Genomic DNA, 26,407 nt, shown 5'->3' with positions numbered 1-26,407 from the left:
TTTATTGACGCCCCAACTCGCTTCGGAGAACTTCCATGTCATTGCCTATCGTCCGTTTGATTTTTGGAGTCGCAGCGGCCTATGACTTTCTCATTGGGTTGGTTTTTCTGTTGGCTGGGAAGGCACTTTTTGATGCTTCGGGCATTCCTTATCCGAATCATTGGGGGTACATCCAATTCGGATCCTTGATGTTAATTACATTCGGGATCATGTTTTTCTGTATCGCCGTCGCACCGGCTGGCAATCGAAATTTGATGCCGTTCGGCATGCTGCTAAAAATCAGCTATGTCGGTATGGTTACGTATTATTGGATCACGACGGGGTGTCCTTTTTTGTTCAAGCCGTTCGCTGTGATTGACTTGCTAATGCTTGTGTTGTTCGTGATCGCTTATCGATCCACCGCTCCCTTGCCCCATGAAACCCCGACGAAGCATTGATTACACTCAATTGGTATTTTGGATGGGTATTGATCGCATCCGCTTTCGGCACTGGCGCGATCATTGGATTGTTCTTCCATCGTGACAATTTCCTTGATGGATACGGATCTTTTCGCCGTCGCTTGCTTCGTCTTGGGCATATTGCTCAAGCCGCACTCGGCATGATGAACGTGCTGTTCAGCATTTCGGTGCCGACGACCGAATCGTTCCAGACACAGATTGCATCGTGGGGATTTGTCATCGGCGGTATCGCAATGCCTATGGTTTGTTTTTTATCCGCTTGGAAGAAACCATTTCGGCACCTGTTTTTTATCCCCGTCGTCGCACTGTTTGTGGGCGTTATTCAAACCATACGGAATGGGCCTCCATGAAGATTGGCTTTTTAGCTCTTAGCGGTTTACGGGCCCATGACAAGAAGCTTCTGAAACTCGGACTGACGCTTCCAGGGGTCTTAGATAGAGGAAAAGTGCTGTCGTCGCTACCGAGTTTGGGACTGCTTTACTTAGCCGCATCGACACCTGCTGGGCATGAGCTTCACTACTACGAAGCTGAGCGTGATGGGAGTGAACCGGAGGATGTATACGACTGTGACCTGGTCGCAATCAGTACCTTTTCAGCTCAAGTCTTTGAAGCCTATGCAATCGCCGATCGCCTACGCGCCAAAGGAGTAAAAGTCGCAATGGGCGGCTTGCATGTTACAGTGGAGCAACAAGAAGCACTGGAGCATGCCGATTTCGTCTTTCTTGGCGAGGGTGAGCAGAGCTGGAACGAAGCGATCCCTCGAATGGTGGCTGGAACGGCAAAGCGAGTTTGGGATGCGCGGGCGTCGGCACCTATGGAACTAAGTTCGCTTCCCATTCCTCGCTATGACTTGTTGGCCGATCGACCTTACACTCGGTTTCCTGTCCAAACCACTCGCGGATGCCCGTGGCGGTGCGATTTCTGTGCTTCCAATGTGATGTTCTTCCATCCCTACCGAAAGCGTTCGGTACAGCAGATCATTCGTGACGTTGAAGCGGTGAAACAGATAAAAAAGCGTCCATTTATCGAGTTCGCCGATGACAACACCTTTGTCGATCATCAATGGGGAAAGAACCTGTGCCGCGAATTGATTCCTCAACGAGTGAAGTGGTTTACCGAAACGGATGTCTCGGTCGCTGACAATCCTGAGTTACTTTCCCTGATGCGAGAATCAGGTTGTAAGCAAGTTCTCATCGGCATCGAAAGCCCTGATCCGGCTTCGCTCGACGGCGTCGAGCTTCGTGCGAATTTTAAATCACGGTACCAAGGTGACGTTCGGCAAGCGGTGAATCGAATTCAATCTCAGGGGATCACTGTTAACGGTTGCTTTATTTTGGGTCTCGACAGCCACACGCCCGAAATTTTTGAGCAGGTGCTGCGATTCGCGAACGAAGCGGAATTGTGGGATGTGCAAATCACCGTTCTGACCCCGTTTCCGGGCACCCCGTTGTACCAACGTTTGGAGGCCGAAGGACGGCTACTCCAGCCAAACCGCTGGGATTTATGCACATTGTTTGATGTCAATTTTGAGCCGAAACAAATGTCGGTTGAACAGCTTCGAAAGGGCATTTATTGGCTTGCGGAGAGGCTGTACACTCGAGAAGCGATCGCAGACCGCCGCCGCTCGTTTCTATCCAAGGCCTTTGTGTCCCATCGTGTTTAACAAATGCATTGACCGGTTCCTATCGGTTTAGGCAGCAAGGATATCTATGCGACCGAATGGGCGACTCCAATGATCGGATGCCTCGATTCCAGCATCACGGGAATCAATCCGCTAAGATGGGGGCTTGGCGAACCGCAAGAACTTTCCTCCTACACGCATTACAAGGATCAAAGAGGATGGAAACCCTGTTTGGCATTTTGGCCATGATAATCCTTGGTGTTGGCATTGTTGGTTGGGTAGGCCGAATTGGCATCGGACTTCTTGCAGCAACAGTGGGCTAGCCCGCTAGAAGGAACCTCAATGAACCGATCCTTTGAAATCGTTCAACTCGATTGCTTGAATCCGCATCATGCCGATGCAATTTTAAACCTGCTCAGTGAGTACGCGGATGATCCAGCGATCGGACGTCCGGGAATCAATGAGGAGGTAAAGAGTCGTCTGATCGGCGAGATGGCAAAGCGACCTTCTGTGGTCGCAATGTTGGCGTTTACATCAGACCATTTGGAGTCGACTGCTGCGGTTGGCGCAGTCATTTGTATCGAATCATTCTCGACCTTCTCCGCCAAGAGCGTAATCAACATCCATGATTTGATGGTGGCCAAGAACTATCGTGGCAAAGGGGTTGGGCGAAGATTGCTTGCGGCGGTTGAAGAGATGGCTCGGACACGCAACTGCTCAAAAATTACGTTAGAGGTTTTTGAGACAAATGCAGCTGCCAAAATCTTGTACCATCGCTTCGGATTTCAATCCCCCGAGGCTGACAAAGAGATGGGCCAGACACTGTTTTTGGCGAAACCGATTGAAAAAGCCTAGCGGTGCGGCAAGGTCTCGTTTTGGGTAGCGGACTCAGAATACGAGAGGAAGACGAAAACGATTGTTTACAAAATTTGGAAAATTTTACAAAATTCTGGACGATTGGCGGACAGTTGGTCGTTTTGGGGATTTAATACAAAAGACGGTAACCCATAGCTGCTACTAAACTTATCGCCATATCTTCTTTTTTCCTGTGCCGATTCGCACGTTTTGGCACTGAATTTTCTACAGTTGTTTACGGGTCAGTTAGTTGACGGTAGGTTTTTTAACCGTGAGAGTCGTTCCATTTGAGAAATGTCGTCGAGGACACCGAAATCATGAAACAACGTCTTTTGAGGAAAGAAAACGTGAACTTCCGACAGATTTTTCTGGTCATTTAAGAAAATGGCGTTATCGTTTAACGCGTATTACAATGAGAGGCTGGCGGCAAGGAGTCGTCAGCCGCTTTGGTGGCAAGAAATTGCACTGGCGTTGACTCGGCACATCACGTAGTGGTTGACGCCTGAGCGTGTTTTGCCGCCAAGGCAAGTGGAGGATCGTCCTATGGAGAGGGCGTTACCCGGGCAATACCGGTATCGAGTCGCGCGGCCCGCCGGGGTCGCAGGGATTGGTTGACAAGCGATACCACAGCACTGGGAGAAGTTGGACGATGGGAATGCACGACGAATATCGCGATGCAAAAATCAAGGAACTTCGAGATCAATTGACTCGATTTGCCCCCAAAGGAAAAAAAATTGAGCAAGCGGATTTAGCCGAGAAGTTGTATGGGGAAATTGAGCCCAATCGACCCTACTCGTTCGATTATCTATGCTTTCGGATCACCAATTATCGGCCCGAAAAGCCCAGTCGCCACAATATCGAAGCGGTCGACTTGAAACACGATCTTCGTTTACTGATCGAAGACCTCAGTGATTCGGCTGACATCGCCGTATCGGAACTGTCTCAACCCGTCCATACGGTCGGAGACTTGAGCAAGATGTTTCGGGTTTCTACGAAAACAATTAGCCGGTGGCGCGATAGCGGTTTGGTCAGTCGGCGGTTATTGTTCGGCGGACGCAAACGGGTCGGGTTTTTGCACAGCAGTGTTGAAAGCTTCGTGTCAGCGAATCGCGAGAAGATTCGACGCGGTGAACGGTTTAGTCAGCTTAGCCACGAAGAAAAAGCAGAGATTGTTGAACGGGCACGCCAATTGGTCGAAGGCGGTTCGAATCTGTCCGATGTCACACGGCAGTTATCCGAGCAAATGGATCGTAGCCCGGAAACGATTCGCTATACGCTCAAAAACTTTGATTCGGGCCACCAGCAAGTTGCGATCTTTCCCAATCATCGATCAACGTTGAGCGAAGACGACAAACGAGCGATTTTCCGCTTGTCGGCGCAGGGCGCAACAACGGCTCAACTATGCAAACGCTTTAAACGTACACGAAGCAGCATCCAGCGAATTCTTATCGACATGCGGATTCAGTACGCGATGGAATTGCCGCTCGACTATATCTACAACGAAGAGTTCGAAGACAGCAGTCGTGAGCAAGAATTCCTGGCGCCTATGCCAGAATCATCCAGTGTGGCGCGGAAGGCACGCGTTCCGAGTGGGTTGCCGAGTTATTTGGCCGCTCTCTACGATGTCGCGCTGCTCGACCGCGAGCAGGAGTATCACCTGTTCCGCAAAATGAACTATTTGAAACACCGCACCAGTGTGCTTCGTGATTCCCTCCAAAACTCGGGGGCAAACCGCTCAGCAATCATGGATCAAATCGATGCGTTGTATGAAGAAGCGGTTAGAGTGAAGAACAAAATCGTTCAATCGAATTTACGCTTGGTCGTTTCGATCGCAAAACGACACGTCGCTAGTAGCGATGACTTCTTTGCGTTGGTGAGCGACGGGAACATGTCGCTGATTCGCGCGGTTGAGAAATTTGATTATTCCCGCGGTAATAAGTTTAGCACGTACGCGTCGTGGGCGATCATGAAGAACTTCGCTCGCACCATTCCGACGGAATTCAAGCATCGCGATCGCTTTCGCACAACAACGGAAGAACTGTTCTTGTCTCGCCAAGATGAACGCCTCGATCCCTACGTAGAAGAGACGGTCCAACGGACTCGGCAACGTGAACTTTCGAAGATTCTCGATCGGCTCGATGAGCGAGAGCAAAAGATTATTTCCGCTCGCTTTGGCCTCGGCCGAGGTAACGAACCGTTGACACTCAAAGAGGTCGGCGAGGAGATGGGAGTGACGAAGGAGCGAATCCGTCAACTCGAGGCACGGGCATTGATGAAGCTTCGCGAAGCCGCAAACGACGCGAAAATCGACGTTGAACTCGGCTCGTAAGGCCGCGGGAGTCCAAATCTACCATGGATTCTGTAGAAGAAACAAAACCAAATGGCGAGTTTGAGCGTACCGATTGAATCGCACAGGTATTTATTTGATACTCGAATCGCACCAAACTCGTTTTCTGTTGAAACATGGCATCGAACGCAGACCCGAAATTAGCCGACCAGAATCCGCCTGACCACGATCCCCCCGGCCAAAATCCGTCCGGCCAAAATCCCCCCGGCCAAAATCCCATCGTGCCGATGATGGGAGCGGAGGGAGGCTTCGAAACGGATGAAGAGATTGCGCCGTTTCGAATCTCAGGCATTTTATGCCTCCTGTTGGGGTTGCTCAGCATCACCGCCCTGATCGGATATGTGATGATCGCGCTGCCACTCGCCGCCATTGCTATCGGGTTCGTCGCGCTGCGAAAGTGGGATGGGCCGAAGCCGACGGGGGTCACGGCTGCTAAAATTGGCATGGTTTTGGCCGTCGCCTTCGGCACATGCGGATTCTTTATCCACCACGGTCGTTCATCGACCTTAGGCAACCAAGCGGAATACTTCGCACGTCAATATCTTAAGATCGTCGGCGAAGGTGATTTCGAAATTGCTCTGGAAATGAAAAAGGATGCCGTCAACCGATTGCCAGTCCACATGCCGCTCAGAGAACACTATCAATCGAGTGAGGAGTTGATTAAATCGATGGACGAATTTCGGTCATCGGGTATGAACCTGAAAGTCTATGGGCTGGGACCTGAGGTTGATTGGCAAATCAAACGTGGCGTACGAGTCTACCAGCATTATGGACGGCAACTTGCCGAAATGGTTTTCACGACGCCTCCTGGACAACCATCGACCGATGTGTACGTCTCGCTCGAATACAAAATTGATCCCGATGGGGACGGGCAGTGGCGGATCGACCAATTCCGTGCTGACCTTAAGCGAACCGTCGCCGAAAGTGTACTTTAGATGAACGGAATTCCGAAGACGCTTCAGATTACCGATGTCGTTAAAACGTTCGACCAACCTGGTGGTGGGCGATTGAAAGTGCTTGACGTTTCGCACTTCGAAATTGCTGCCGGAGAGCAGGTCGCATTGATCGGCGAAAGCGGTGGCGGTAAAACGACATTGCTCCATTTGATCGCCGGACTTCTGACTCCCGACAGTGGTTCGATTCGCTTGGCTGGTACCGAGTTAACCTCATTGAGTGAACAAGGCCGCGATCGTTTCCGTGCGTCGACGATCGGCTATGTCTTTCAAACCTTCAATTTGTTGCCAGCCTTTACAGCTGTAGAGAACGTGCGGTTGGGGATGACGTTCGGGCGCGGCCACCACGGGGCGAGTCGAGCCTTCGATTTGCTCGAACGCGTCGGATTGGCCGATCGCGCACACTATCGCCCGAGTCAATTGAGCGTGGGTCAGCAACAGCGTGTTGCCATCGCTCGAGCGCTCGCAGGCAAACCCAAACTGCTACTTGCTGACGAACCGACGGCAAACGTCGATCCCGTCAGTGCCGAATCGGTTCTCGATCTGATCCAGCAATCTTGCGTCGACGAAAACTTGGCCATGTTAATGGTCACCCACAGCATGGATGTGGCGAAGCGATTCGAACGAGTCGATAGTTTAGAGCAGATCAATCATGCTTTCGCACCCACAACGTCGTAACGATGTCATTAATTCAAATTGCTTGGCGTAATTTCTGTCACCGCTCACTTTCGAGCTTCCTAACCACCCTCTCGTTGGCTCTCGGGGTCGGCTTGGTTGTTTTGGTGTTGTCTGTATTCGGTATCGTCACCGAAGCGTTTTCTCGCAATGCATCGGTTGGCTACAATTTAGTGGTGGGACCGAAGGGAAGTGCCCTTCAATTGACGCTCAACAGCGTTTACTACTTGAGCCAACCGATTGAGAATTTGCCCTTCACGGAATACATGGAATTCTTTGATTCTGCCGATCGCGCCGAAATGGTGCGGAAGTATGGTGGCGACCCGGCATTGGGCGAGCGAGATGGTGAATATGCTGCGTTCGTCGCGGGCGGCTACGCGATCCCCTTGGCCCTTGGTGACTATTTCGGCGAGTTTCGTGCTGTGGGAACCATACCCGATTTCTTTGAAAAGCTACGGCATGGATCCAACGTTGATGAGAAGTTTCGCTTCAAGGAAGGGCGGGCGTTTCAAGAGTACTCCGATGAGAACGGCTATTTTGAAGCGGTTTTAGGATCGCGAGTCGCAGCGGAGATGGACGTTCATGTCGGTGAGACATTCTATCCAACCCACGGCGACCCCGAAGGGCAAGGCCACGGCCAAGGTTTCGTGATTGTCGGAATTTTAGCACCTACCGGGACCCCCAACGATCGCGCAGCATTCGTCAATCTGGAAGGGTTTTATCTGCTCGAGAATCATTCGAAACCATTGGTCGGCGACGAAACCATCGTCGTAAGCGATGATTGGAAAAGCCGCGACCCCGATCACAAACCGTTGACGATCCCCGAACGAGAGGTGACGTCCATCTTGGTTCGCAACGGAAATCTGATGTTTGCACCAGGAATGCAGAACAAAATCAACGAAGGACTGCAATCCCAAGCCGCCGCGCCCGTCGGCGAGATTGCCAAGTTGATGACCGCGATCGTCGGGCCACTTTTGAAGGCCTTGTTAGCGATCACGCTGATCACCTGTGTCGTCGCCGCAGTGGGCGTATTGGTCGCCATTTACAATTCAATGAACGATCGCCGCCGAGACATTGCTGTCATGCGAGCACTCGGGGCCAGACGAGAGACGGTGACGACGATCATCTTGGCCGAGAGCCTTATCATCGCCCTGATCGGTGGTCTGTGTGGTTGGTTCCTAGCCCACCTCGCTATCCTGGTATCTAGCGGTTATATCGAAGCGCAAACGGGAGTGCAGGTGACGCTATTCACGACCAGTAATTACGAGTTGGCGATTTTACCGCTCGTCATCACGCTGGCTCTGTTGGCAGGCTTCTTGCCAGCGTGGAGCGCGTACCGAACCGACGTCGGTTCAAACTTAGCCGCCTAGTGCTTCGTCCCGACTAAACATCTTGCGGAACGTCCTTGGACGCTCGTGTGCCGAGTGCTCCCCAATGTCCGTATGGGCTTGCGATGCCAGGCACCGAAAGGGAGGCCGTGTGCGTGGAATGAATCCCAACCGGTCCACGTTCCGAATCGCCAGCTTCAATCGAGTCGGTTATGGATTTCACCGCCCAGAATGGTTTACGGTGCCTTCACGTCGCACGACACTGCCAACAGCAGGATTCAATCATCGTTGGTTCTGACCTTCCTACAATCATTGGCGCTGCGCAGAGCAACGAGAAAAGCAGCAGTACAGGCAGCAGCTTTCCGTTGATAGGCAAGGTCGTTCCATTGACCCCGTTCAGGCCAACGTCATAACCGGATCGATCGGTTCAGACCAAAAAACAGGGTGGCGGCTCAACGCCCCCTAGCGGAAGGGCCGAATTTATCAAGGAATCGAGCGGTCTCGCTGGTTTCAATCGAGGGGAGAAGGATTTCCGCTCGGCCAGAAAATCAACAGGGAAACTAAGGAAGGTTTCTAATGTCCCGACTCCAACTGCGGCGATCGCGGATCGCATTGCTTATCGCCCCACTGCTGGGCTCCCTTTCGCTCTGCGCCCACGCAATCGCCGAAGATATCAGTGCGTGCGTCCCCCACCCATGCCAGACGATTGTCAGCGAAGCGTGTCCCCCGATCATTGAATGGTGTCCGCCGGTCAACTTACAATCGACACCGATCGTAGATGGCTCCACCCCCATCGAACCGCCTTCTGATGGTACCGCCCCCCAAGAACAACCCGTTGCGCCAGGGGACACCGGACTCGCCGACTCTAACGATCTTCCTCAACCAGAAGCGATCGACGCAGCCACACTCGATGAGGCGGCGACAAATTTTGATCTCAGCCAAGGCTTGGCCACCAACTTCGGTTCCGGCGGCGGAGGCGACTTGGCGTTCTCAGACATTCCCAACATGATGGGTGACTACATCGGGGGAGCCCGAACGACGCGTTTCACCTACAACCTCGCTGGTGATGCCAACCCGGCCTTGACCAGCGGTGGCACCGTGGCAACCAATTCAAAGATCAGCGACAACAACTCGGCGATCCCGCGTGACCGGTTGTCGTTCCGATACCACCGATTTGACGATGCAGCGTCAGTCAATGCCCTCCGGCCAACGGGCGAAACGGTATACATATACGACCCCGATTTGAACCTCTACTACATTCAACCGGAAGTCGAAGGGTTCGAGCAGAAGTTTGATACCCACCTGTTCGAGTTCGGAATCGAACGACGGATCACAGACAATTTCTCCGTTGAATTTCGCCTTCCGTTCGTTTCCACACTCGGATCCGAGCAGGCGTTTATCGCGACGCAGTTCTTGGAAGTCTTTGATGGAAGCAATACGAACGTCCCGTTTGAAATCGACAATCGCTTTTTTGGCATCGCGTCGCCCGATCTGACCCTCGGCAGCGATGATGTTGAATTACAAGATTTTACGATCATCAATAAGTATGCGTTTCATAGAAGCAGATTCGCCGTCGCGAGCATTGGACTGGGAACCCGCATTCCGGTCTCGAAAGATTCCAGCCTGTTTGTAAGTGATGGTGTCAACATCGACGGCCAATCGATCGATTTCGATGATAACGGAACGCCCACGCAGCGTCCCTCGATTAGCCTGTTTCGCGGTCGCTCCGTTGAAACCGACTACAACACGGTTTCGTTGACCCCGTTTCTGGCCGTGGCCTCACAATTGACGAACCGAACATTCATGAATGCTTTCTGTTCGATCGAAGCGCCAATTGGGCACAACCAAGTTCGATATAGAGAACTCTACACCGATGTTTACCAATCGGGCGATAGCAATGCGTTTATCACCAATCCGAATTACAGTGCTTTTCGTGATTCGAACACCGGCGAGCTGTACAACCAGTATTTAAGCGACGAACAACAAAAGGAAATTCGAGAGCAAACCCTGTTGTCGATTGACCTGTCGCTCGGGCGGGTTATCTTTCAAGCGAACAGCGGCTACAGCCGATTGCAACGCGTCGCCTTGCTGTCGGAGTTGCACTACACTTCAACTTTGAATGATGCCGATATTGCAACCTTCCGCAGCGTCGACCCCAATGGGCAACCGGTACAAATCTACGGTGATGACTTTAGCGCCGGATCGTCGCCAGACGCACCATTTGAAGTCGGCAACGTCGCCAATCGGCTCGATATCCTCAATGCCAATTTCGGCACCGTCGCTCAATGGGGCACAAACTTGACCACGTCCGTGGGCGTTGGTGTCCCCCTACGAAGCGGTGACGATCGGTTGTTCGACTGGGAATTCCAATTCCAAGTCAACTACTACCCGCGCGGTTTCACCGGGCTGCCACCGATGTTTTAGAGCATTTTGATTTTTGATGTGGCTGGGACTTCCAGTCCCAGTTGAGAAGAACACTGTGGCTAGAAGCCACAGCCACGAAATACTCAGCCTACGGTATTCTGCAAGAACGCTGTGGCTAGAAGCCACAGCCACGATGCTCTAGCCAACATGTTTTCGCTCAGAAGAGGGACCCGGCGAGCAAAGCAGAAGATTCTTAACTTCGATCAATCTCAAAAGATCCTCTGGATGTCCGCCTGTTCAAACAATCGCTGATGGTTCACCAGGAATCACGGCGATCGTTTAGGGAGACGAAATCCGTGGCAAGGCGGGCCAGAGGTTGACGACGCCTTCGCGACCGGCGGACATCATCAATGCGCCTTGGTCTGCCAGATCGACGGCGGTGACGCTGGAGGCGTGCTTCTCTAATACCAAGACTTCTCTCGCTTGCGAATTCGCAGATAGATTTTTCTTGCCCAGCGACAAACGTGGATCCCAAACGCGAACCGTTTGATCTGCGCTGGCGGTAAAAATCCTCATCGGCGACGATCCGTCTTGTAAGATCGCAATATCCTCGATCCGCTGAGCATGGCCATTCATCTCGATCGGCAATCGCACTTCATCGTCATTAACGCCACGATCAAAACGGGGGACCGACCAGAGCACGGCGGTCGCTTGATCGGTGCCAGCCGCTAACCACTTGCCGTCGTCGGAAACCGCAAGACATGTCAGTTCCGTCATATGTTCCGACTCCTCATCGGCACGAGGATGGTAGTGAAAGACGGTCGGCTTATCCGGTGCTTCGATTTGCCATGCTTTGGCTTTCCCGCCAATGCCTGCGGCAAAGATCGTCTTGCCGTCGTGCCCCATACGAACCGAGGATACAGGAAATCCGAAATCAAACTCCGCAATCTTGGTGACCGTTTCGCTTTGCGGATTCCAAAGCCAAAGACGAACGGACCCGTCGTCGCCACCCGAGACGATTCGGTAATCGACTTGGCCTTGATATCGCCCCTTGGCGAACTCGACCGATCGGACCGGTCCGTTGTGGGCGACTTCTTGCTTGCCAATCGCTTGCATCGATTCCGCATTCCAAACCTTGATCGATCGGCTAGCGGTGACGATGTACTTGCCATCGGCCGAAAAACTTGCTTGCTGAACCGGCCCGTTTGCACGAAAACTCCGCAGGTGTTTTTCCCGTTTTGCATCCCAAAGGAATGCAGCATCACCGTTCAATGTCAAGAACCTTTCGCTCGAGATCGGCAACGTCGCTTCGACGCTGGTAATTCGTGTTGGCATTTCGAACCAAGGTTCACGTTTCGCGTCATCGACGTGTTGACCCAAACTCCAAACACTGATTCTAGCGGCTCGATTGGCTGCCACATGAGTTACCATGAGAGTGTTTCCATCGAGTCCAATTGTCGCGGATGTGATACGTCCCTTTGTGGTGATGACGTCATCCGCGATCGTCTCGGATGCCTGAGCCTTCGGTTTGTTGCCTGCTGAGTTTCGGCTCAAGACACTTCGTTCTAGGTCTCGAGAATTCGATTTCGAATTGGCAGGCAAGCGGAGATCCCACAACGTCGCCGTCGTTTCAATTTGTTCATTGGTGGTTTGTTCGCTTATCGTCAACGCAAAATGCTCATCCGTGGAAAGTGACATCGACGTCACAAATCCGTCGTGCCCCCATTGGCGGACAAGCGTACGCGTTGCCAAATCAATTTCGCATAATTGCTGGTCGTCTGCCGCAATGAACACGGATTTGCCAGAACCAGAAAACTGGGCCGCATTGATTCGGTAGCCGCGAACAACGTCGATCGGTTCACCAATCGGTTTTCCTGATTCGGCGTCCCAAAGAATCCCTCGTCCGTCTCGGTCGCCGGTAAACAATCGTTTTGCGTCGCCGGAAATCGCGAACGCGGTGACCGCTTGATCATGACCGCTAAGTCGATGAACCACCCGTGGATCGGGAGAACCGCCAGGCGAAATATTCCATAACAGTGCTTTGACTTTCTCGGAACTTGATCCAGACAACAAGAGGTTTCCATTTCGTGATAACGCGATCGATTGATTCAATCCCGTCGCCTTCATTCGTCCAATCTCGGTACCACGCTGTAGATCCCAAATTCGAATCGTCGAATCAGCGCTACCGACGAACAAACGGTTTCGCTTCGCATCAATCGCCATCGACATGGCAACATAAGAGGTCCCCTCGCGGAGCAGTTCGTTATCCTCTCTCGAAACATCATCCCTTAATTCTCCGATCGGCGACAACGTCATTTTGACCGGATCAACACGAAGCACTCTCGCGGTCCGATCGCGACTTGCGGTCACGATTCGTTTGCCGTCGGGGCTAAACCTGGCCGACCAAATTTCGTCATGGTGAGCGTAAACCTTGGTTAAATCCGCCGTATTATCGATCGAATCGTTTTGCGACGAGGATGCAAATCGGGATTCAACGGATTGACCAACATAGGTTTCAGGCGTCCAAGAACGCACCGTTTTGTCGGTCGAACCCGATAGCACATGATTTGAATCTTTCCGGACCATGACAGCGGTGGTTACCCACCCACCATGGCCACGAAGCGAATGGGTCATGCGGCGTGATTGGGTGTCCCAGAGTTTCAAGGTAAAATCGTCCGAAGCGGTTAGCAGTTTGCCAGCGTCCTTGGAAAACTCGATCGAGCGAATCGTGTCACGGTGAGCCAACAATTCCTCCGCCGCGATTGTTTGCTCGGACCGAGCTAGCAGGTCCGGCCGGTATTCTTGCAGTTTCTCGTCGATCAAACGCGAAGCAGTCAACGTGCGTTTCGGCCTTCGACCTCCCGATGGTTTACCTAGATCGGTGATGGCCGATCCGATCGCTTCTGCATAATCAATGTCGTCAACCTCGTTGGTCTGCCAAATCATCACCGCACCACTAAGATCCCCGGATGCCGCCAAACTTCCATCCGACGACAAACAGACCGCCGAAACAGGCCGGGTGTGCAAATCGAAAACACCGACGCGCTCGGTTGTAACCGATTCTTCTGAGGCTTTCATTTCCCACAAGACCACACGTCCACTCGATGCATCGGCGACAGCAGCTGCGATCAACCAATCGGACAATCCCTTGACGGGTGCGATATCGATCTGTTTCACACCTGCGATATGCCAACCTTGGGATTGCTGCTTGCCGCTTTCAGCATCCCAAATGCGAATCGTTCGATCATGACTGGCCGACACCAAACGGTATCGATCAGCAAAACGGAGCGAGGTGATTGCCCCGGAGTGTCCATGAAGTGTTTGCTTGAGACGTGTTAAAGCAGCGTCCCAGATTTGGATCTCGCCTGATTCCGTTCCTAGAGCGATCAACGTATCGTCAGCCGAAACGGCCGCGGCGGTTGCAGAGCCTGTGTCGATGTTGTTTGCTGGTTCGCTAGGATTTTCGCCGCGGATGATCCCATTTGCCGATACCGCTAGCCGGTAAACCGAACCGTCCGCCGCGACACAAATCGCGAAGTCGCCCGCATGAGCGACGACGAGGTTCTTCACGGCTGCTGTTACCGTTGCAACCGACTGCGACTGATTGACTTGCCGCTTCAGCCAGCGGTACTCCCACCCCAAATCGGTGATGCCATTTTTTTGTTGTTGGCGTTCAGCGATGTCTCGCAGCATGCTGCGTGCTTTTTCGAAATTGTTTCGTTCGATACGCGCTTTGACCAATCCAATGTTGGAGAGATAGCTTTCATACTCAGCAAGTCCACGTTGGGTTTCCGCTTCATCGCGAGCGACAATGGCATCCTGCTTCGCCTCACGCTCTTGCTTTTCCGCTTCGACCGCTGCCTGTTTCGCTTTGGTTTCCGCTAGCAAAGCGGCATCAGCCCGTTCTTTTTCTTCGATCGCCAATCGTTCGTTTTCTTCCGCTCTGAGCTTTTCTGCCTTGGCGATTTCTTGTTGACGAGTGGCATCATTCCTTGCTTTGATCGCGGCCTCTTTCTGCTTTTCTTCCTGCTCTTTCGCTTTTTGCGCGATCAGGGTTTGTTCGTTGGCCAATTGTTCACTGCGGCGAGCTTGATTCTTCTGAGCGTTTATCAAACCGATCGCGACCGAACCACCGATCAAAATGAAAACCAACATTGCAGCTACCGCTAGACGCAACAGGCGAAAACGCTTGGTGCGACTTTCACGCTCTCGGATCCCAGCCTGCAGTTTATCGATGAGCGGAGCGTGTGAATCGTTGGACGGATCGAGCACTTGCAATCCGTTATCGTAATCCCCATTCGCGTACGCTGTTTCGGCATAGAGAATTCGTGCTCGATCAAGACCAGTGATGGCAGGTTTGTTTTTCCCCCAAAGCGACAATGCTTCTTCGAACCCGAAGATCGATCGCGAGAAATCGGCGTACTGCTTTGACGTTTGCCCCCTTTTTAAATCTTCAGCCGCTCGCGTGGCCAACGCGACACTTTCGGCGTGAGAGCGATAGTCGCGAATCGCTTGTTGAAACTCAACGACGCTGGGGTAGCGATCAACCGGCTGAGTCGCCATTGCCTTCAAGGCAATTTCCATCAACTCACCCGAATGCTTGTTACCGAATTCGCGGATTTTATTCGCCGTGACCGCTTGAATACACTCGCGGACGGTCTCTCCGTAATGAGGTGGCGTGCCGGTGATAATCATGAACAGCGTTGCACCGAGCAAATAAACATCACTCGCTGCAGTAATCCGATCGAGTGGTCCGGTCGCCATTTCCGGTGCCATGAATGCTGGTGAACCACCTAACCCCGTCGTAGGAAAAACGGAATCATGCTTTTCAAATTCGGCCGTCGGTAGAGCCAAGCCCCAATCCATTACCATCACGACGCCGAAGTCGCCAAGCATGATGTTCTCGGGCTTGATGTCGCGGTGCACGACTCCGCGAGTGTGTGCGAAGCCGATTGCATCCGACGCTTTCAACAAGATTTCCAAGTTCTCGTCACGAGTCTTTTCGGCGATCACTTTGGACCACGGCGTACCGACCACCCGTTTCATCGCATAGAAAAGTGTCTCATCGCCCATCACTGCGATATCATGGATCGGCACAATATTGGGATGGTCTAAATCGCCCGTGACCACCGCTTCGGAAAGGAATTGTTGACGACGATCCTCTTCGACCATCTCGAGTCGACCATCGGCGAGCAATTTCTGGCGTTTCTCTTTTTCAAGCGGACGAATGATCTTTACCGCGATCATCCGATCAAGCGAGCCTTGGCGGGCGATGTAGACGTTGCCCATCCCCCCTTTGCCAAGCAGTCGAACCAGGCGATAGTCCGATTTTTCGGACGAATTTAGTTTCCCCTTTGTGACGCTGCGAGCATTGATTTGCAGGTTTGTTTCGCGCAGAGATCGCTCAATCGCGGGCGCTAACTGACTTGGTTCATGCCGGCTGCCTGCGGTGAGCGATTCCCAAAGCTCCGCATCTTCATCCGACATTTCGCGAGGATTGATCGTTGCCCCAACCTGTTTGCTGGCCAAAATGGATTGATTGAAGTCCGCTTCGGAGGACGCTTCGTTTGAGTCGTCTGGCGTTCCGGTTGCGCCACTTGATGAATCAATCACAACCGTTCCGTCTTGACCTCGTTTTGGCGAACCAACGAGCGGGGTGGTTTGATCCAACGTGGATTCTAAATCCGAGGCATCGAGTGTCCTGTCAATATCTCTGCCTTGCCTCGGATCGGATCGCGCAGTAGACCCTGGATCGTGTTTTCCGGCCACTCCTTCCGCTACCGTTTGTTCAAGATCAGCGGCCGATAGGGTCATGTCGTAACCAACCGGTTGCGTCCGAGAAGGATCTTCCTCTGGTTCAACACGGGTTGTTGATTCGAGATCCACCGTTTCAGTATTGAGATCGTTCGACGGAACGATATCCCGAGTCGATTCGAATGAAAGATCTTGCGCCGGATTCTCGTTCGGATCGTCTTGCGAACTTGGATCGTGATTCTCGTTGTCTTTGCTATCTCTGGTCATCACGCCCCCCTGATTCTCCGCTGCGAATCACCGATGATTCCTCTTGTCGATCCTCGGATGGCAATTGTTCGAGTCGTTTTAGTTCCAAATATCCACCATCAAGCTCGTCGCCTGAAGTGATCGGCTCGCCATCGCGAACGTCGACTTCAATAATCGTTCGCCCATTCCCGTCACCAAGTATGTACTCGATCGCATAGCGACCATCGGGCAAATTGGCGAATAATCGTTTGAGCGTGTCTCCTTCGAGAACATTGTCGGGCAATCGCTGGGGTTCCGCTAAATCGTCACCGAATGGGTCGGGTGACAGAACTCGAATTTGAAAGTACTCCTCACGTGTCGACGATGGTGATGCCGAAGCTTCGGATGTTTCTACACTCGTACCCTTTGGCGACAACATTGTTTCGTTGCGCACGACGAGTTCCATCTCTTCGGGCTGCGGTAGCACATCGCGAACGGGAAAGAACGCTACTGGAATCGTCAAGTTGGGAATGATAAACCGAGCGGTACCATTTTGGTGAGTGAGTGATGAATTGTCGGAAACCGAATTGGTGACAAAGTTCGCGTTCAAATCAGGACGTAGCGGGTTGTCGTTATCGGTCGCCGAAACGACTCCGCTGGAAACACTCTCGGTTTCGCCCGCTCGAATCGGCAACGACTGCTCAGCGATCGTCGGGTTCGGATCGAGCACACCTTGCGTGACGGTGTCACCAGTAAGGATGATCGATTCATGATGGCGAACCGAAAAACGGACCTCCAATGGCGCGGTCGCCGACGAGCGGCCATTGAGTGTGCTGCTTAGAATGTCCTGCTCGGTGTAAACGTGAGAAACACTTGTCGCTTGTCCGCCGACGATGGAATCAACCTGCTGATAACGATTGGTCTCAGCACCCCAATCGATGTTTAGCGTTAAACCTCGTTCGCCCGTTTGTCCAATTCCGACCGTTAGCACACCCTCACCGTCGTTGGCATTCGCTTGTTGCAATCGATTGGTACGGATGGAATCAGGGTCGTAGAACGCAGGATCGATCGCCCCGATCACAGGTCGAGGTGAGAACGCACGGGCGACACCGACGTCATCACCCGTGCGAATTTCAATTTGTTCGCCCAAGACAATGTTCGCCGCGTCGAGTTGTACCGCTCCAAGAGTTGACTGTGACGCGATGATGCCGACACCGTTTCCTATCCTTAGTTGATCGTCCACACCATTTCCAGCATCCAATTGAATACGTCCATTATCGCCGAGAGCGATAATGATTGGGGTTACTTCGAATGCGGAGTTAAGATCTTGATCGCGCTGATCTGCGATGACGATGTCGTCGGCGGCCGAGACGCGGATTTCTCCGTCGCTGGTGGTGATGCTTTCGAGTCGAACCGAATTCGATTCGCTGATCTCAATCGATCCCTCTTGAATCGCTGTAGCCTGCACCCGATCGATGGATGTTTCCAATGCATTACCAACACCGATTCCACTCAGGCTGGTCAAAATCACGCCTCCGAAATCAGCATCCATGTCCTGATTGGTATCACCCGAGTCAATAATCGCCCCCGATTCGGCAAGCACCGTCACCGCGCCGTCCGAAGGGTTGAGAGTCCGAAGGCCTGTCAGGTAAACGTCACGCATCGATTCGAGCCGAATCGTTCCGGCGGCCGCGTCGACCATTGCCCCCGAGTCAATGACGATGTCTCGATCGACGAGTAGGACAATGTTGCCACCTTGGCTGCGGATCGATTCGCTGAGTCGTAAGTCCGCAAGATCAACGCCCGCAAGATCGCTTCTGACTTCGATCCGTACATTGCCGCCCCCTGAATCGATTCGCCTGACTTCCATCCCTTCGTTCGAATCGTAAAGGGTCACATCACCACGCGATTGAATCGACTCAACCGAGGCAATTTGATTGTCAACATTCGACAGGTCAATTGTATTATCGCTCGATACCGTTAGGCGATCGATGATGAGTGAAGAGCCGCCCGCTTGCTCAATGCGTCCGACGATGTCTTGGTTGACGCCGAGGACGAGATGTCCATTGGCTGCGTTGATCGATGCAAGAGTGATGTCACCGGCATCGCGTATCGTCAACACATCACCGCCGGAGTTGCTAGTGATCACGCTGCCGCTAAAGTCGACGTTGCCGTGTTGAGCATTGATCATGATCGAGTCATCGATATTGATCGAGCCACCTACTTCCACGTCACCTCCACCCGAAGCAATTTGGATTTGGGTCGTGGTCAGCGGGTCGCCATGGATCGACACGTTTCCGTTGGCTTCGATGGCGATCTTATCCGCTGATATTAAGCCATCCAGAGTGACAGTCGACGCTTCACTGGTCAGATTTAGATCACCAGCAACTTCAATCGGACCACGCTCCGCCGTGATGATCGACGTCGATGTGATGCTCAGGTTCTCGAGTCGATGTCCACCCGAATCGTCGGCACTGCCGAAGTCAATGCTTGCACCGGAAACCATCTGATTGCCAAGATGGATCGACAAACTGGCGGCGGCGGCGTCAGCGGTAACGGTAGCATCACCGAGGAACACTCGCCCGGAAGTGGCAGAGATGTCGACATCGCCGCCCAGAATCAAACGACCTTCCACCAGTAGATCGCCGCGGTTGACGTTTAGCTCAAACGGGTCTCCAGCGATTGCGAGATGAACGTCGCCGCTGAGCAAAAGTTGATCATCGAGCAGGTCAAACTCGCTCGAGACATTTTCGTTCAGCGTGATCGATTCGGCATCGATCGTGTAGCTCGATTCGCGAATCGGTCCGCTGCTCGATGTCGTTAGCGATACCGAATCCAAACCGGCACCATCGAATAGGGTCACATCGAGTCCACTCGGTAGCTGCGCTTCGAAGACGTCGTCGCCGCCGGCAAGAAAAACAATGATTTGGTTTGACGTGACGGAGTTTTGTGAAAGCGGTTCGGTTTCGCTCGCTCCAGGATGGCCCGCGATCGAGATGATTTGGTCATCTTGGTTGTAGAGCGTCAGGTCACCCACCGCATCGACTTCCAATTTGACCGTGTCGGCTGCCGCGGTACCAGTGATAACCAATTGGCCCAAATCGTTGAGCACGGCCGACGCATCCAGGACAATCCGAGGTTCCAGACGCCCAAACATCGGCCGCAGCCCGCGCCGAAGGTGGATTGGCAGCGGTTTGGGAGAACGGGTCCACCGATCGGACAACGAGGACCAGCGTGACATCATTTGGATGGCACTTTGGCATCTTAGCGATAGAAAACGCTGGATTTTCATGCGGATCGCGGACAAAGAGAAAAAAAGGCTGCGTTACGGCCACCGACCCATTGCTTGGGGACTCTCTATGATAATCGATCGTCGCCAAAATGAATGCATGAAAACAGAAGAGTGGCGCAAGCTTCCAGCTTGCGGTTCCTCCCTCCTTGCAAACCTCCCCTCCTTGCAAACAAAATCTACACGAAAAGATGAACAAAACGGGCCTGGGCTTTCTATAAAGTAAGGGACACCCTACCCTGATATGGCTGTTTCGGTAGTGGATCTGATTAAAGATCCTATGCTCTGCGGGATCTCTTACAAGATCCACTACGAATTGCTGCGTTGTCAATCACATATTTCTGGCTACAGTAACGAATACGTTGCTGCCTGTTTCCCTCCATATCCCCCATCCGATAGCGACATGCAAATCTGTTTGCTTTTGCGGTGTTTCTACACACCGAAATCAATGCTCGGCTTGGCTTTTGCCATTCCACTTCTATTCTCCGCGTCTGGCTGCGAACAATCCGACCCGGTCGTGACCTATGAAATACCGACGGAGGCACCTGCGGCCTTTCGTGGCGATACGCAGCAAATGCTGGCTGCGATGTTCCCGGCCGAAGGTAAAACGTGGTTCTTTAAGGTCACAGGCCCCGAATCAGCAATCGAGTTAGTCGAGTCCGATTTGAAGAACTTTGTCACGAACGTCAAATTTACCGGCGGGAATCCCGATTTAAGCGAACTACCCGAGGGCTGGCGAATTGGCGCAGACAAACCGATGCGATTCGCTTCAGTCAACATCGATACACCTGAAAAGCAGCTTGACCTAAGCATATCGTCGCTATCCACTCAGTCGGATTGGGATGCGGAGGTGTTGGCTAATGTGAATCGGTGGCGGCGCCAATTTGGTATTCCACCCTCCAGCAAAAAATGGGCGGAGGGCGAGGCATTTGAGGTTGCTGCCGCCGACGAGCAAGCGATTTGGGTCGACCTGAAAACCGAAGCAACAGACGACAATCCTGCGATGGCAGCTGGCCCAATGACGGCTCCGCCGATGGCCGATGTGATGAATAGCCGAATGCCCAATGATGATGTTCACAGCGGTTTGGCAATGCCCGCATCCGCGGCGGAGCAACCAGCGACCGCCGAATCGCAAGAGGACGCGAAAGAGGACGCGGACGCCAATTCGAAAATCAAGTACGAGCGCCCCGATGGATGGCGGACGGGACGGATGTCCTCGATGCGATTGGCTGCCTTTAATGTTGGCCCCGAAGACGCGGAAGCCGAGATTACCATCATCCCGGCGGGTGGTGACCTGCGGGGCAATGTCGCCCGTTGGCTCGGCCAGATTCGCCCCAGTGGTGTCTCCGATGAGACTGTCGACAAAATGATTGAGGATGCAGAAAAAATCGTTGTGGATGGAAAGGAATCCCAGCGGTTTATCCTCGAGGGCGAGGAATCGGATGGAAAAACCACTTCAATCGACGCCACGATCGTACCACTCGAGGATGGATTTAGTTTATTCATTAAGATGACCGGGCCCGCCGAAACGGTTGCGGATCAGTATGAAGCCACCACATCATTCATTCAATCGCTGAAATTATAGACTTCGAATATGGCCAGTATTCTCACTCCAGCCGACCCACAAGACCGCCGCGACGACCAGCCCGATGGTGCTCGTCACAAAACGTCGAAAGCCGAATACGGTTCGGCCGATATGACGTTGAGTGGTGTTGCAATGACCGCGCTGCGGTCACTCGGTTCGCTCAAGTTTACCGTCGCATTGTTTGCCACTTCGCTCGTGCTGGTGCTCGTTGGCACGCTGGCACAAGACGAAATGAACATGCTTGATGTCAAGAACCGTTACTTCTTGTCATGGATTGCTGCACTGCATCTGGATGATTTTTTTCCGCAGTCGTTCTTTCCACATGAAACCAAGATACCGGGCATCATTCCCTTTCCCGGTGGTGCGTTAATCGGCATGTTGTTGATGGTGAATCTAATCGCTGCGAAGATTACACGTTTCAAGATCCATGCATCGGGTTGGAAACTTTGGGGCGGCATCACCTTTCTAGTGGGCGGCGCGTTGGTTGCTGGATTGATCATTTCGTCGGGCCACAGTAGCGATGGTCTTCAAGGTGAGCCACCGATGGAGTATGCCGAGCTTTGGAATTGGGTCTTGGCTGTCTTGGCGATCTCGACAGCTGGTTTGCTGATGACGGCGGTCCAGGCGAAAGATAAGACCGCACGAAAGTTGCTCGTCATCGCTGCGGCCGTCGCGGGCACCTCGTTAGCTTATTACCTGATTTCCGGCACTCGTATCAACGATCCCGGACTGCGAATCGTTTGGCAGTTGACCAAGGGACTCGGGGCGGGACTGATTCTGCTCGTTGGATGCCGCTTGGTATTCGACAAACAAGGTGGAAACATGCTGCTGCATCTAGGAGTGGGCCTGTTGATGGTGGGCCAATTCGTTTTCGGAGATCGCCAATTAGAACAACGACTTAGCTTGGTCGAAGGTGAATCATCCAACACGATGATCAGCCTTGATTCTATCGAATTGGCGTTCATCGATCGCGGTGAAGGTGTCGACAAGATAGCAGCGATTCCAGCCAGCCGTATGGTCCAGTCGAAAGCTTCAGGCGTACCGGTACGTGATGAGGCCCTTCCAGTCGATGTCCGTGTCTTGGCGTTTTACGATCATTCCGCTTTACGAAGGGTCGAACCGGATGACGACAACTTTGCCAACGCGGGAATTGGAACCGAGGCAATCGCCGTTCCACTCACGAAATCAGGTGGCGCTGATAACTCGGTCAATATCCCCTCGGCCTATGTGGAATTGATCGATAAGGAAACGGACCACTCGCTCGGCGTTTATATGCTGAGCCAATTGCTGTCGGATCGACAAACGTTGGTGCCCGGTGATCCGACACCGGATTCGTTCGACTCCATCACGGTCAAGGGGAAAGACTATGACATTGGGCTCCGGTATCATCGTGAAGTCAAACCGTTCTGGGTTCAACTGCAAGACGTCCGTCAAGTGACTTATAGCGGTACGTCCACGCCGCGAGATTTTTCCTCGATGATTCGAATCGTCGACACCAAGACGGGCGAAGATCGTAAAGAGCGTATTTGGATGAACAATCCGCTTCGTTATCGAGGCGAAACCTTCTATCAATCCAACTACTCGACGCTGCCAAACGGCAAAGAGCTTACCGGTATTCAAGTCGTTCGTAATTCAGGTTGGTTGATCCCCTATCTGGCTTGCAGCATTGTTGGGCTGGGGATGATGGCTCACTTTCTTGGTACACTGATGCGTTTCTTGCGCAGGCGACAACGGGAAACGGAAAAGGAACTCGCGACGCTCGCAACCTACAACTTGTCGCCTCCGAGTCGATTGCCCGTCTATGTTTCGATTGCTGCATTAGGGCTGTTTGCCGTCGTGATGCTGGTTCCCTGGTCCGTTGTAATGAACAAGCTGCGTCCGACCGCTCGAGTGCAATCGTTCGATTTCTACACGGCCGGGAAGATCCCAACCCAGTTTGGTGGACGGATCATGCCGCTCGACGCCTATGCGCGGATGACACTCAAAGCGATAAGCAACAAAGAATCACTGCCGCTCGATTCCGCCCCTTCTGGTATCTCCGAACGTGCCGATGCGAAGCGATTGTCGGCGATGCAGTGGTTGATGGAAGTGGCGGCGGATGAAAAAGAACTGAATCATTTGCCGATGTTTCGCATTGACGCCGAAGAAGTCCGCAGCGAATTGGGGCTTGAGCGACGCCAAAGCAAACTGTATTCGCTCGACGAAGTACGTAAGAACTGGAGCAATACAGAAAAGTTGATCGATGCGGCGTTCAAAAAAGAAGCGGACGATCAGTCGTTCAAGGAAAAGAAGTTGATCGAACTGAGTAGCCGCACACGCCAATACATGATCACGGCGTCGGCCATGCGGTTACCGATGCCACCACAGATTCCGGAACGTTTTTTTCCAGCCGGGACCGACGAACGGACGCGAGGGTTGTTTGCTCTGCGCCAATTGGAACAGCAGATGAAAAGCGTCGAAGCGATGCCTGCGCCCGCGATCGTACCACCCAAGAAAGAAGTGGCAGTATTGTCAGCAAACGATCCGAAGTGGGAACCCTACGGTCCCGCATTTTTCAATATGGCACGAAGTGCGGTCCAACTCGGCAATCAGGATGCGGTCCCCGCTGCTATTCGATCGTTTGGAGATATGATTGAAGCCTACGACAAGGGTGATCCCGCGAAGTTTAACGAATCAGTAGACGCTCATTTGGCAGCAGTGCAAAGCTACGAAATCGGTGGCTACAACAAGAAACTCGTTTCGCTCGAACGATGGACGCAATCCAATTGGCCTGTCGGCGTCGCAATGGTCATGTACTTGATCGCAGTCGTCATGGGGCTGGTGTTCTTCCTCGTGAATGTGCCCCGGCTTCGCGAAGTCGTCTGGGGAACACTGCTGATCGCGGTGGCCATTCATACCGTTGCCATCCTCTGCCGCGTTGCCATCACCGGACGCGCACCGGTGATCAATCTGTACTCATCGGCCGTCTTTATCGGCTGGGGCGCGGTCGTCTTTGGCTTGATCGTTGAACGTATCTTCCGTTATGGAACAGGCAATATGCTGTCTGCGGCATCGGGAGTCTTGACCCTCTTTGTCGCCTACGGGCTCAGCAGCGGCGATACGATGCCCGTGTTGCAAGCAGTCCTCGATACTCAGTTTTGGTTGGCGACCCACGTGCTGAGCGTGACGCTCGGATACGTAGCAACCTTGGTCGCAGGAACGCTGGGGATCGGTTACTTGATTGCTGGATGGGTGGGGAAAGATCCGAAAGCTCTCAAGGATTTGTATCGGTGTTGTTATGGAGCCGCCTGTTTTGGAATCCTGTTTAGCTTCATCGGAACCGTACTCGGTGGCCTCTGGGCCGACGATAGCTGGGGCCGGTTTTGGGGTTGGGACCCGAAAGAGAATGGAGCTTTGCTGATCGTGATTTGGAACGCTCTGATGTTACATGCCCGCTGGGATGGCATGGTCGCAGCAAGAGGTTTTGCCGTGTTGGCGATCGGTGGTAACATCGTGACCGCCTGGAGCTGGTTCGGAACAAACGAGCTTGGCCTCGGACTTCACGCCTACGGTGGCTTCGATTCCGGCGTGCTGATGTGGCTTTGCGCTTTCCTGGTAACTCAAATCGCCTTCATCGTCGGTGGAGTCTTGGCAGGAAAGCAACCAAGTGAGCTAACCAACCGTCAAGTGAGCTAACCAACCGTGGACAAACTACCATCCGCATCGCAGGCTCGATGGAGAAGCACTTCTGGGAAGGATCTATACGCTGAGCCGAAAGTGGTTTCCTGTCCGTCTCGCTAGCGACGCATCAAGGCGAGGTACCTGTCGAGGTACCTGTCCAGAGAATGATCACGAACACCTTGGACCACATCTCGGATCCAGATACTTGGTGCCCCCCAATCAGCACTCTCAAGAGCAGAGGGTGCCGAAAACTAGTTATCGATCCACCTCGCCCGGATTATTCATCAAAAAAGTACGACGGCCTTTCCAGGCCGTCGAAATCAACGACAGCCCGGAAAAGCTGTCGTACAGTGTGTTTTTAGCAGGTTTGTCCGAACCGATGATTGCCAAACAACTTAGCCCGGATGATTCATGGGCTTGCAAATTGTTTTGCTAACGTCTACGCCTTCAAGCGTTTACGTTCATTGCTCGAAAAACAGTCTGCTATCGCCAAAACGGCTAATGAATCATCCGGGCTAGGCGATCGAAAGGGCTGGTTGCCGCCAATCCTGGCTGTTGCCGGGCGCCGGCGTGAACGAGACTCGGAACTCTAGAGCATTTTGATTTTTGACGTGGCTGGGGCTTCCAGCCCCAGTTGAGAAGAACGCTGCGGCTGGAAGCCACAGCCACTAAACACGCAGCCTACGGCTTTTTGCAAAATGCTCTAGACTTCATTTCAGTCTTCTAACGTTCGATCCTCTAGAGTATCCATCGGACTCTTAATGCTTTTGCCAAGAACTTGGCTGACATGCACGTAGCCCATCGTCGTCTCAACATCCTTGTGCCCCATCAACTTTTGGATCGTCTGAATGTCCGTCCCCGATTCGACAAGGTGCGTCGCGAAACTGTGACGCAGTGAATGAGGCACACCGTTTTTTGGAATCTCCGACAATCTTAGCCCGGATTATTCATGAGTTCGCATAATGTTTCGATAACTCCCATGCAGCAAAGCGTTTACGTTCATTGGTCGAAAAACAGTCTGCGCATTAGCCGTTTTGACGCTAGCGGGCTGTCGATTTAATTGTTTAACGCTTAGCCGAAGGCGTCAGCTTTTCCATAAGCGGTCGCCTATGGCTTGGCGTTAAACAATAAGTCGAGTCAAACCGACTAAATCAGCAGGCCGCTAGCCCGGATTATTCACGAGACACCAAACAAAAAGGGCCTTTCTTGCGTCTAAGTGTTTAACAACCAAGCACTTTCGACAAACAAGGAAGACCCTTCATGAGTTTACAGTCTGCGCAGCAATTTGTCTTG

14 protein-coding genes are annotated in these 26,407 nt (G+C 52.7%); 11 read left to right on the top strand and 3 right to left on the bottom strand.

What is annotated here, in order from left to right; translation table 11 throughout:
• Nucleotides 1-35: 35 nt before the first annotated feature.
• From Q31b_RS22750 to Q31b_RS22710, 9 genes are all read left to right on the top strand, one after another.
• Complete coding sequence (locus tag Q31b_RS22750; RefSeq protein ID WP_146601966.1) at nt 36-437, top strand: hypothetical protein; 402 nt, start codon at nt 36-38, stop codon at nt 435-437.
• On the top strand, nt 434-808 hold the full coding sequence (locus Q31b_RS22745; protein WP_146601965.1) for a hypothetical protein: 375 nt from the start codon (nt 434-436) through the stop codon (nt 806-808). Before Q31b_RS22750 ends, Q31b_RS22745 begins: the two co-directional genes overlap by 4 nt.
• Nucleotides 805-2,121, top strand: a complete 1,317-nt coding sequence (locus Q31b_RS22740; RefSeq protein WP_146601964.1) for a B12-binding domain-containing radical SAM protein — start codon at nt 805-807, stop codon at nt 2,119-2,121. The genes Q31b_RS22745 and Q31b_RS22740 overlap by 4 nt, the downstream gene beginning before the upstream one ends.
• Before the next feature lie 300 nt (nt 2,122-2,421).
• Nucleotides 2,422-2,934 carry a GNAT family N-acetyltransferase gene (locus Q31b_RS22735; RefSeq protein ID WP_146601963.1) on the top strand — a complete coding sequence of 171 codons (513 nt, stop codon included), beginning with the start codon at nt 2,422-2,424 and terminating at the stop codon, nt 2,932-2,934.
• A gap of 655 nt (nt 2,935-3,589) precedes the next feature.
• Complete coding sequence (locus tag Q31b_RS22730; protein ID WP_146602128.1) at nt 3,590-5,263, top strand: sigma-70 family RNA polymerase sigma factor; 1,674 nt, start codon at nt 3,590-3,592, stop codon at nt 5,261-5,263.
• 134 nt (nt 5,264-5,397) lie between these two features.
• Complete coding sequence (locus tag Q31b_RS22725) at nt 5,398-6,216, top strand: hypothetical protein (RefSeq protein WP_146601962.1); 819 nt, start codon at nt 5,398-5,400, stop codon at nt 6,214-6,216.
• The gene (locus Q31b_RS22720; RefSeq protein ID WP_146601961.1) at nt 6,217-6,912 is read left to right on the top strand and encodes an ABC transporter ATP-binding protein; all 696 of its coding nucleotides are present in this window, start codon (nt 6,217-6,219) and stop codon (nt 6,910-6,912) included.
• A 2-nt stretch (nt 6,913-6,914) separates the two neighbouring features.
• Entirely contained in the window at nt 6,915-8,279 is a 1,365-nt protein-coding gene (locus Q31b_RS22715) for an ABC transporter permease (RefSeq protein ID WP_146601960.1), read from the top strand.
• 534 nt (nt 8,280-8,813) lie between these two features.
• Nucleotides 8,814-10,661: a hypothetical protein gene (locus Q31b_RS22710; protein WP_146601959.1), complete on the top strand. Its 1,848-nt coding sequence runs from the start codon at nt 8,814-8,816 to the stop codon at nt 10,659-10,661.
• Nucleotides 10,662-10,940: 279 nt separating this feature from the next.
• On the opposite strand, the gene Q31b_RS22705 is transcribed toward Q31b_RS22710, so the two are convergent.
• Nucleotides 10,941-16,622 carry a protein kinase domain-containing protein gene (locus Q31b_RS22705; RefSeq protein ID WP_146601958.1) on the bottom strand — a complete coding sequence of 1,894 codons (5,682 nt, stop codon included), beginning with the start codon at nt 16,620-16,622 and terminating at the stop codon, nt 10,941-10,943.
• On the bottom strand, nt 16,609-19,824 hold the full coding sequence (locus tag Q31b_RS22700; protein WP_146601957.1) for a hypothetical protein: 3,216 nt from the start codon (nt 19,822-19,824) through the stop codon (nt 16,609-16,611). Before Q31b_RS22700 ends, Q31b_RS22705 begins: the two co-directional genes overlap by 14 nt.
• 289 nt (nt 19,825-20,113) lie before the next feature.
• On the opposite strand from Q31b_RS22700, the gene Q31b_RS22695 reads away from it, so the two are divergent.
• Both Q31b_RS22695 and ccsA read left to right on the top strand, forming a co-directional pair.
• Nucleotides 20,114-21,454 carry a hypothetical protein gene (locus Q31b_RS22695; protein WP_231617775.1) on the top strand — a complete coding sequence of 447 codons (1,341 nt, stop codon included), beginning with the start codon at nt 20,114-20,116 and terminating at the stop codon, nt 21,452-21,454.
• Between the two features lie 9 nt (nt 21,455-21,463).
• On the top strand, nt 21,464-25,129 hold the full coding sequence (ccsA, locus tag Q31b_RS22690; protein WP_231617774.1) for a cytochrome c biogenesis protein: 3,666 nt from the start codon (nt 21,464-21,466) through the stop codon (nt 25,127-25,129).
• A 700-nt stretch (nt 25,130-25,829) separates the two neighbouring features.
• Here the strand turns inward: ccsA and Q31b_RS22685 are convergent.
• Nucleotides 25,830-26,021 (bottom strand): tyrosine-type recombinase/integrase, encoded by a 192-nt coding sequence (locus Q31b_RS22685; protein ID WP_390622343.1) that lies wholly within the window; start codon nt 26,019-26,021, stop codon nt 25,830-25,832.
• Nucleotides 26,022-26,407 lie beyond the last annotated feature (386 nt).

This window comes from Novipirellula aureliae (assembly GCF_007860185.1).
In the GTDB taxonomy this organism is placed as follows: domain Bacteria; phylum Planctomycetota; class Planctomycetia; order Pirellulales; family Pirellulaceae; genus Novipirellula_A; species Novipirellula_A aureliae.
The sequence above is the reverse complement of the archived record's forward strand: the minus strand, read 5'-3'. Positions and strand labels throughout refer to the sequence as shown.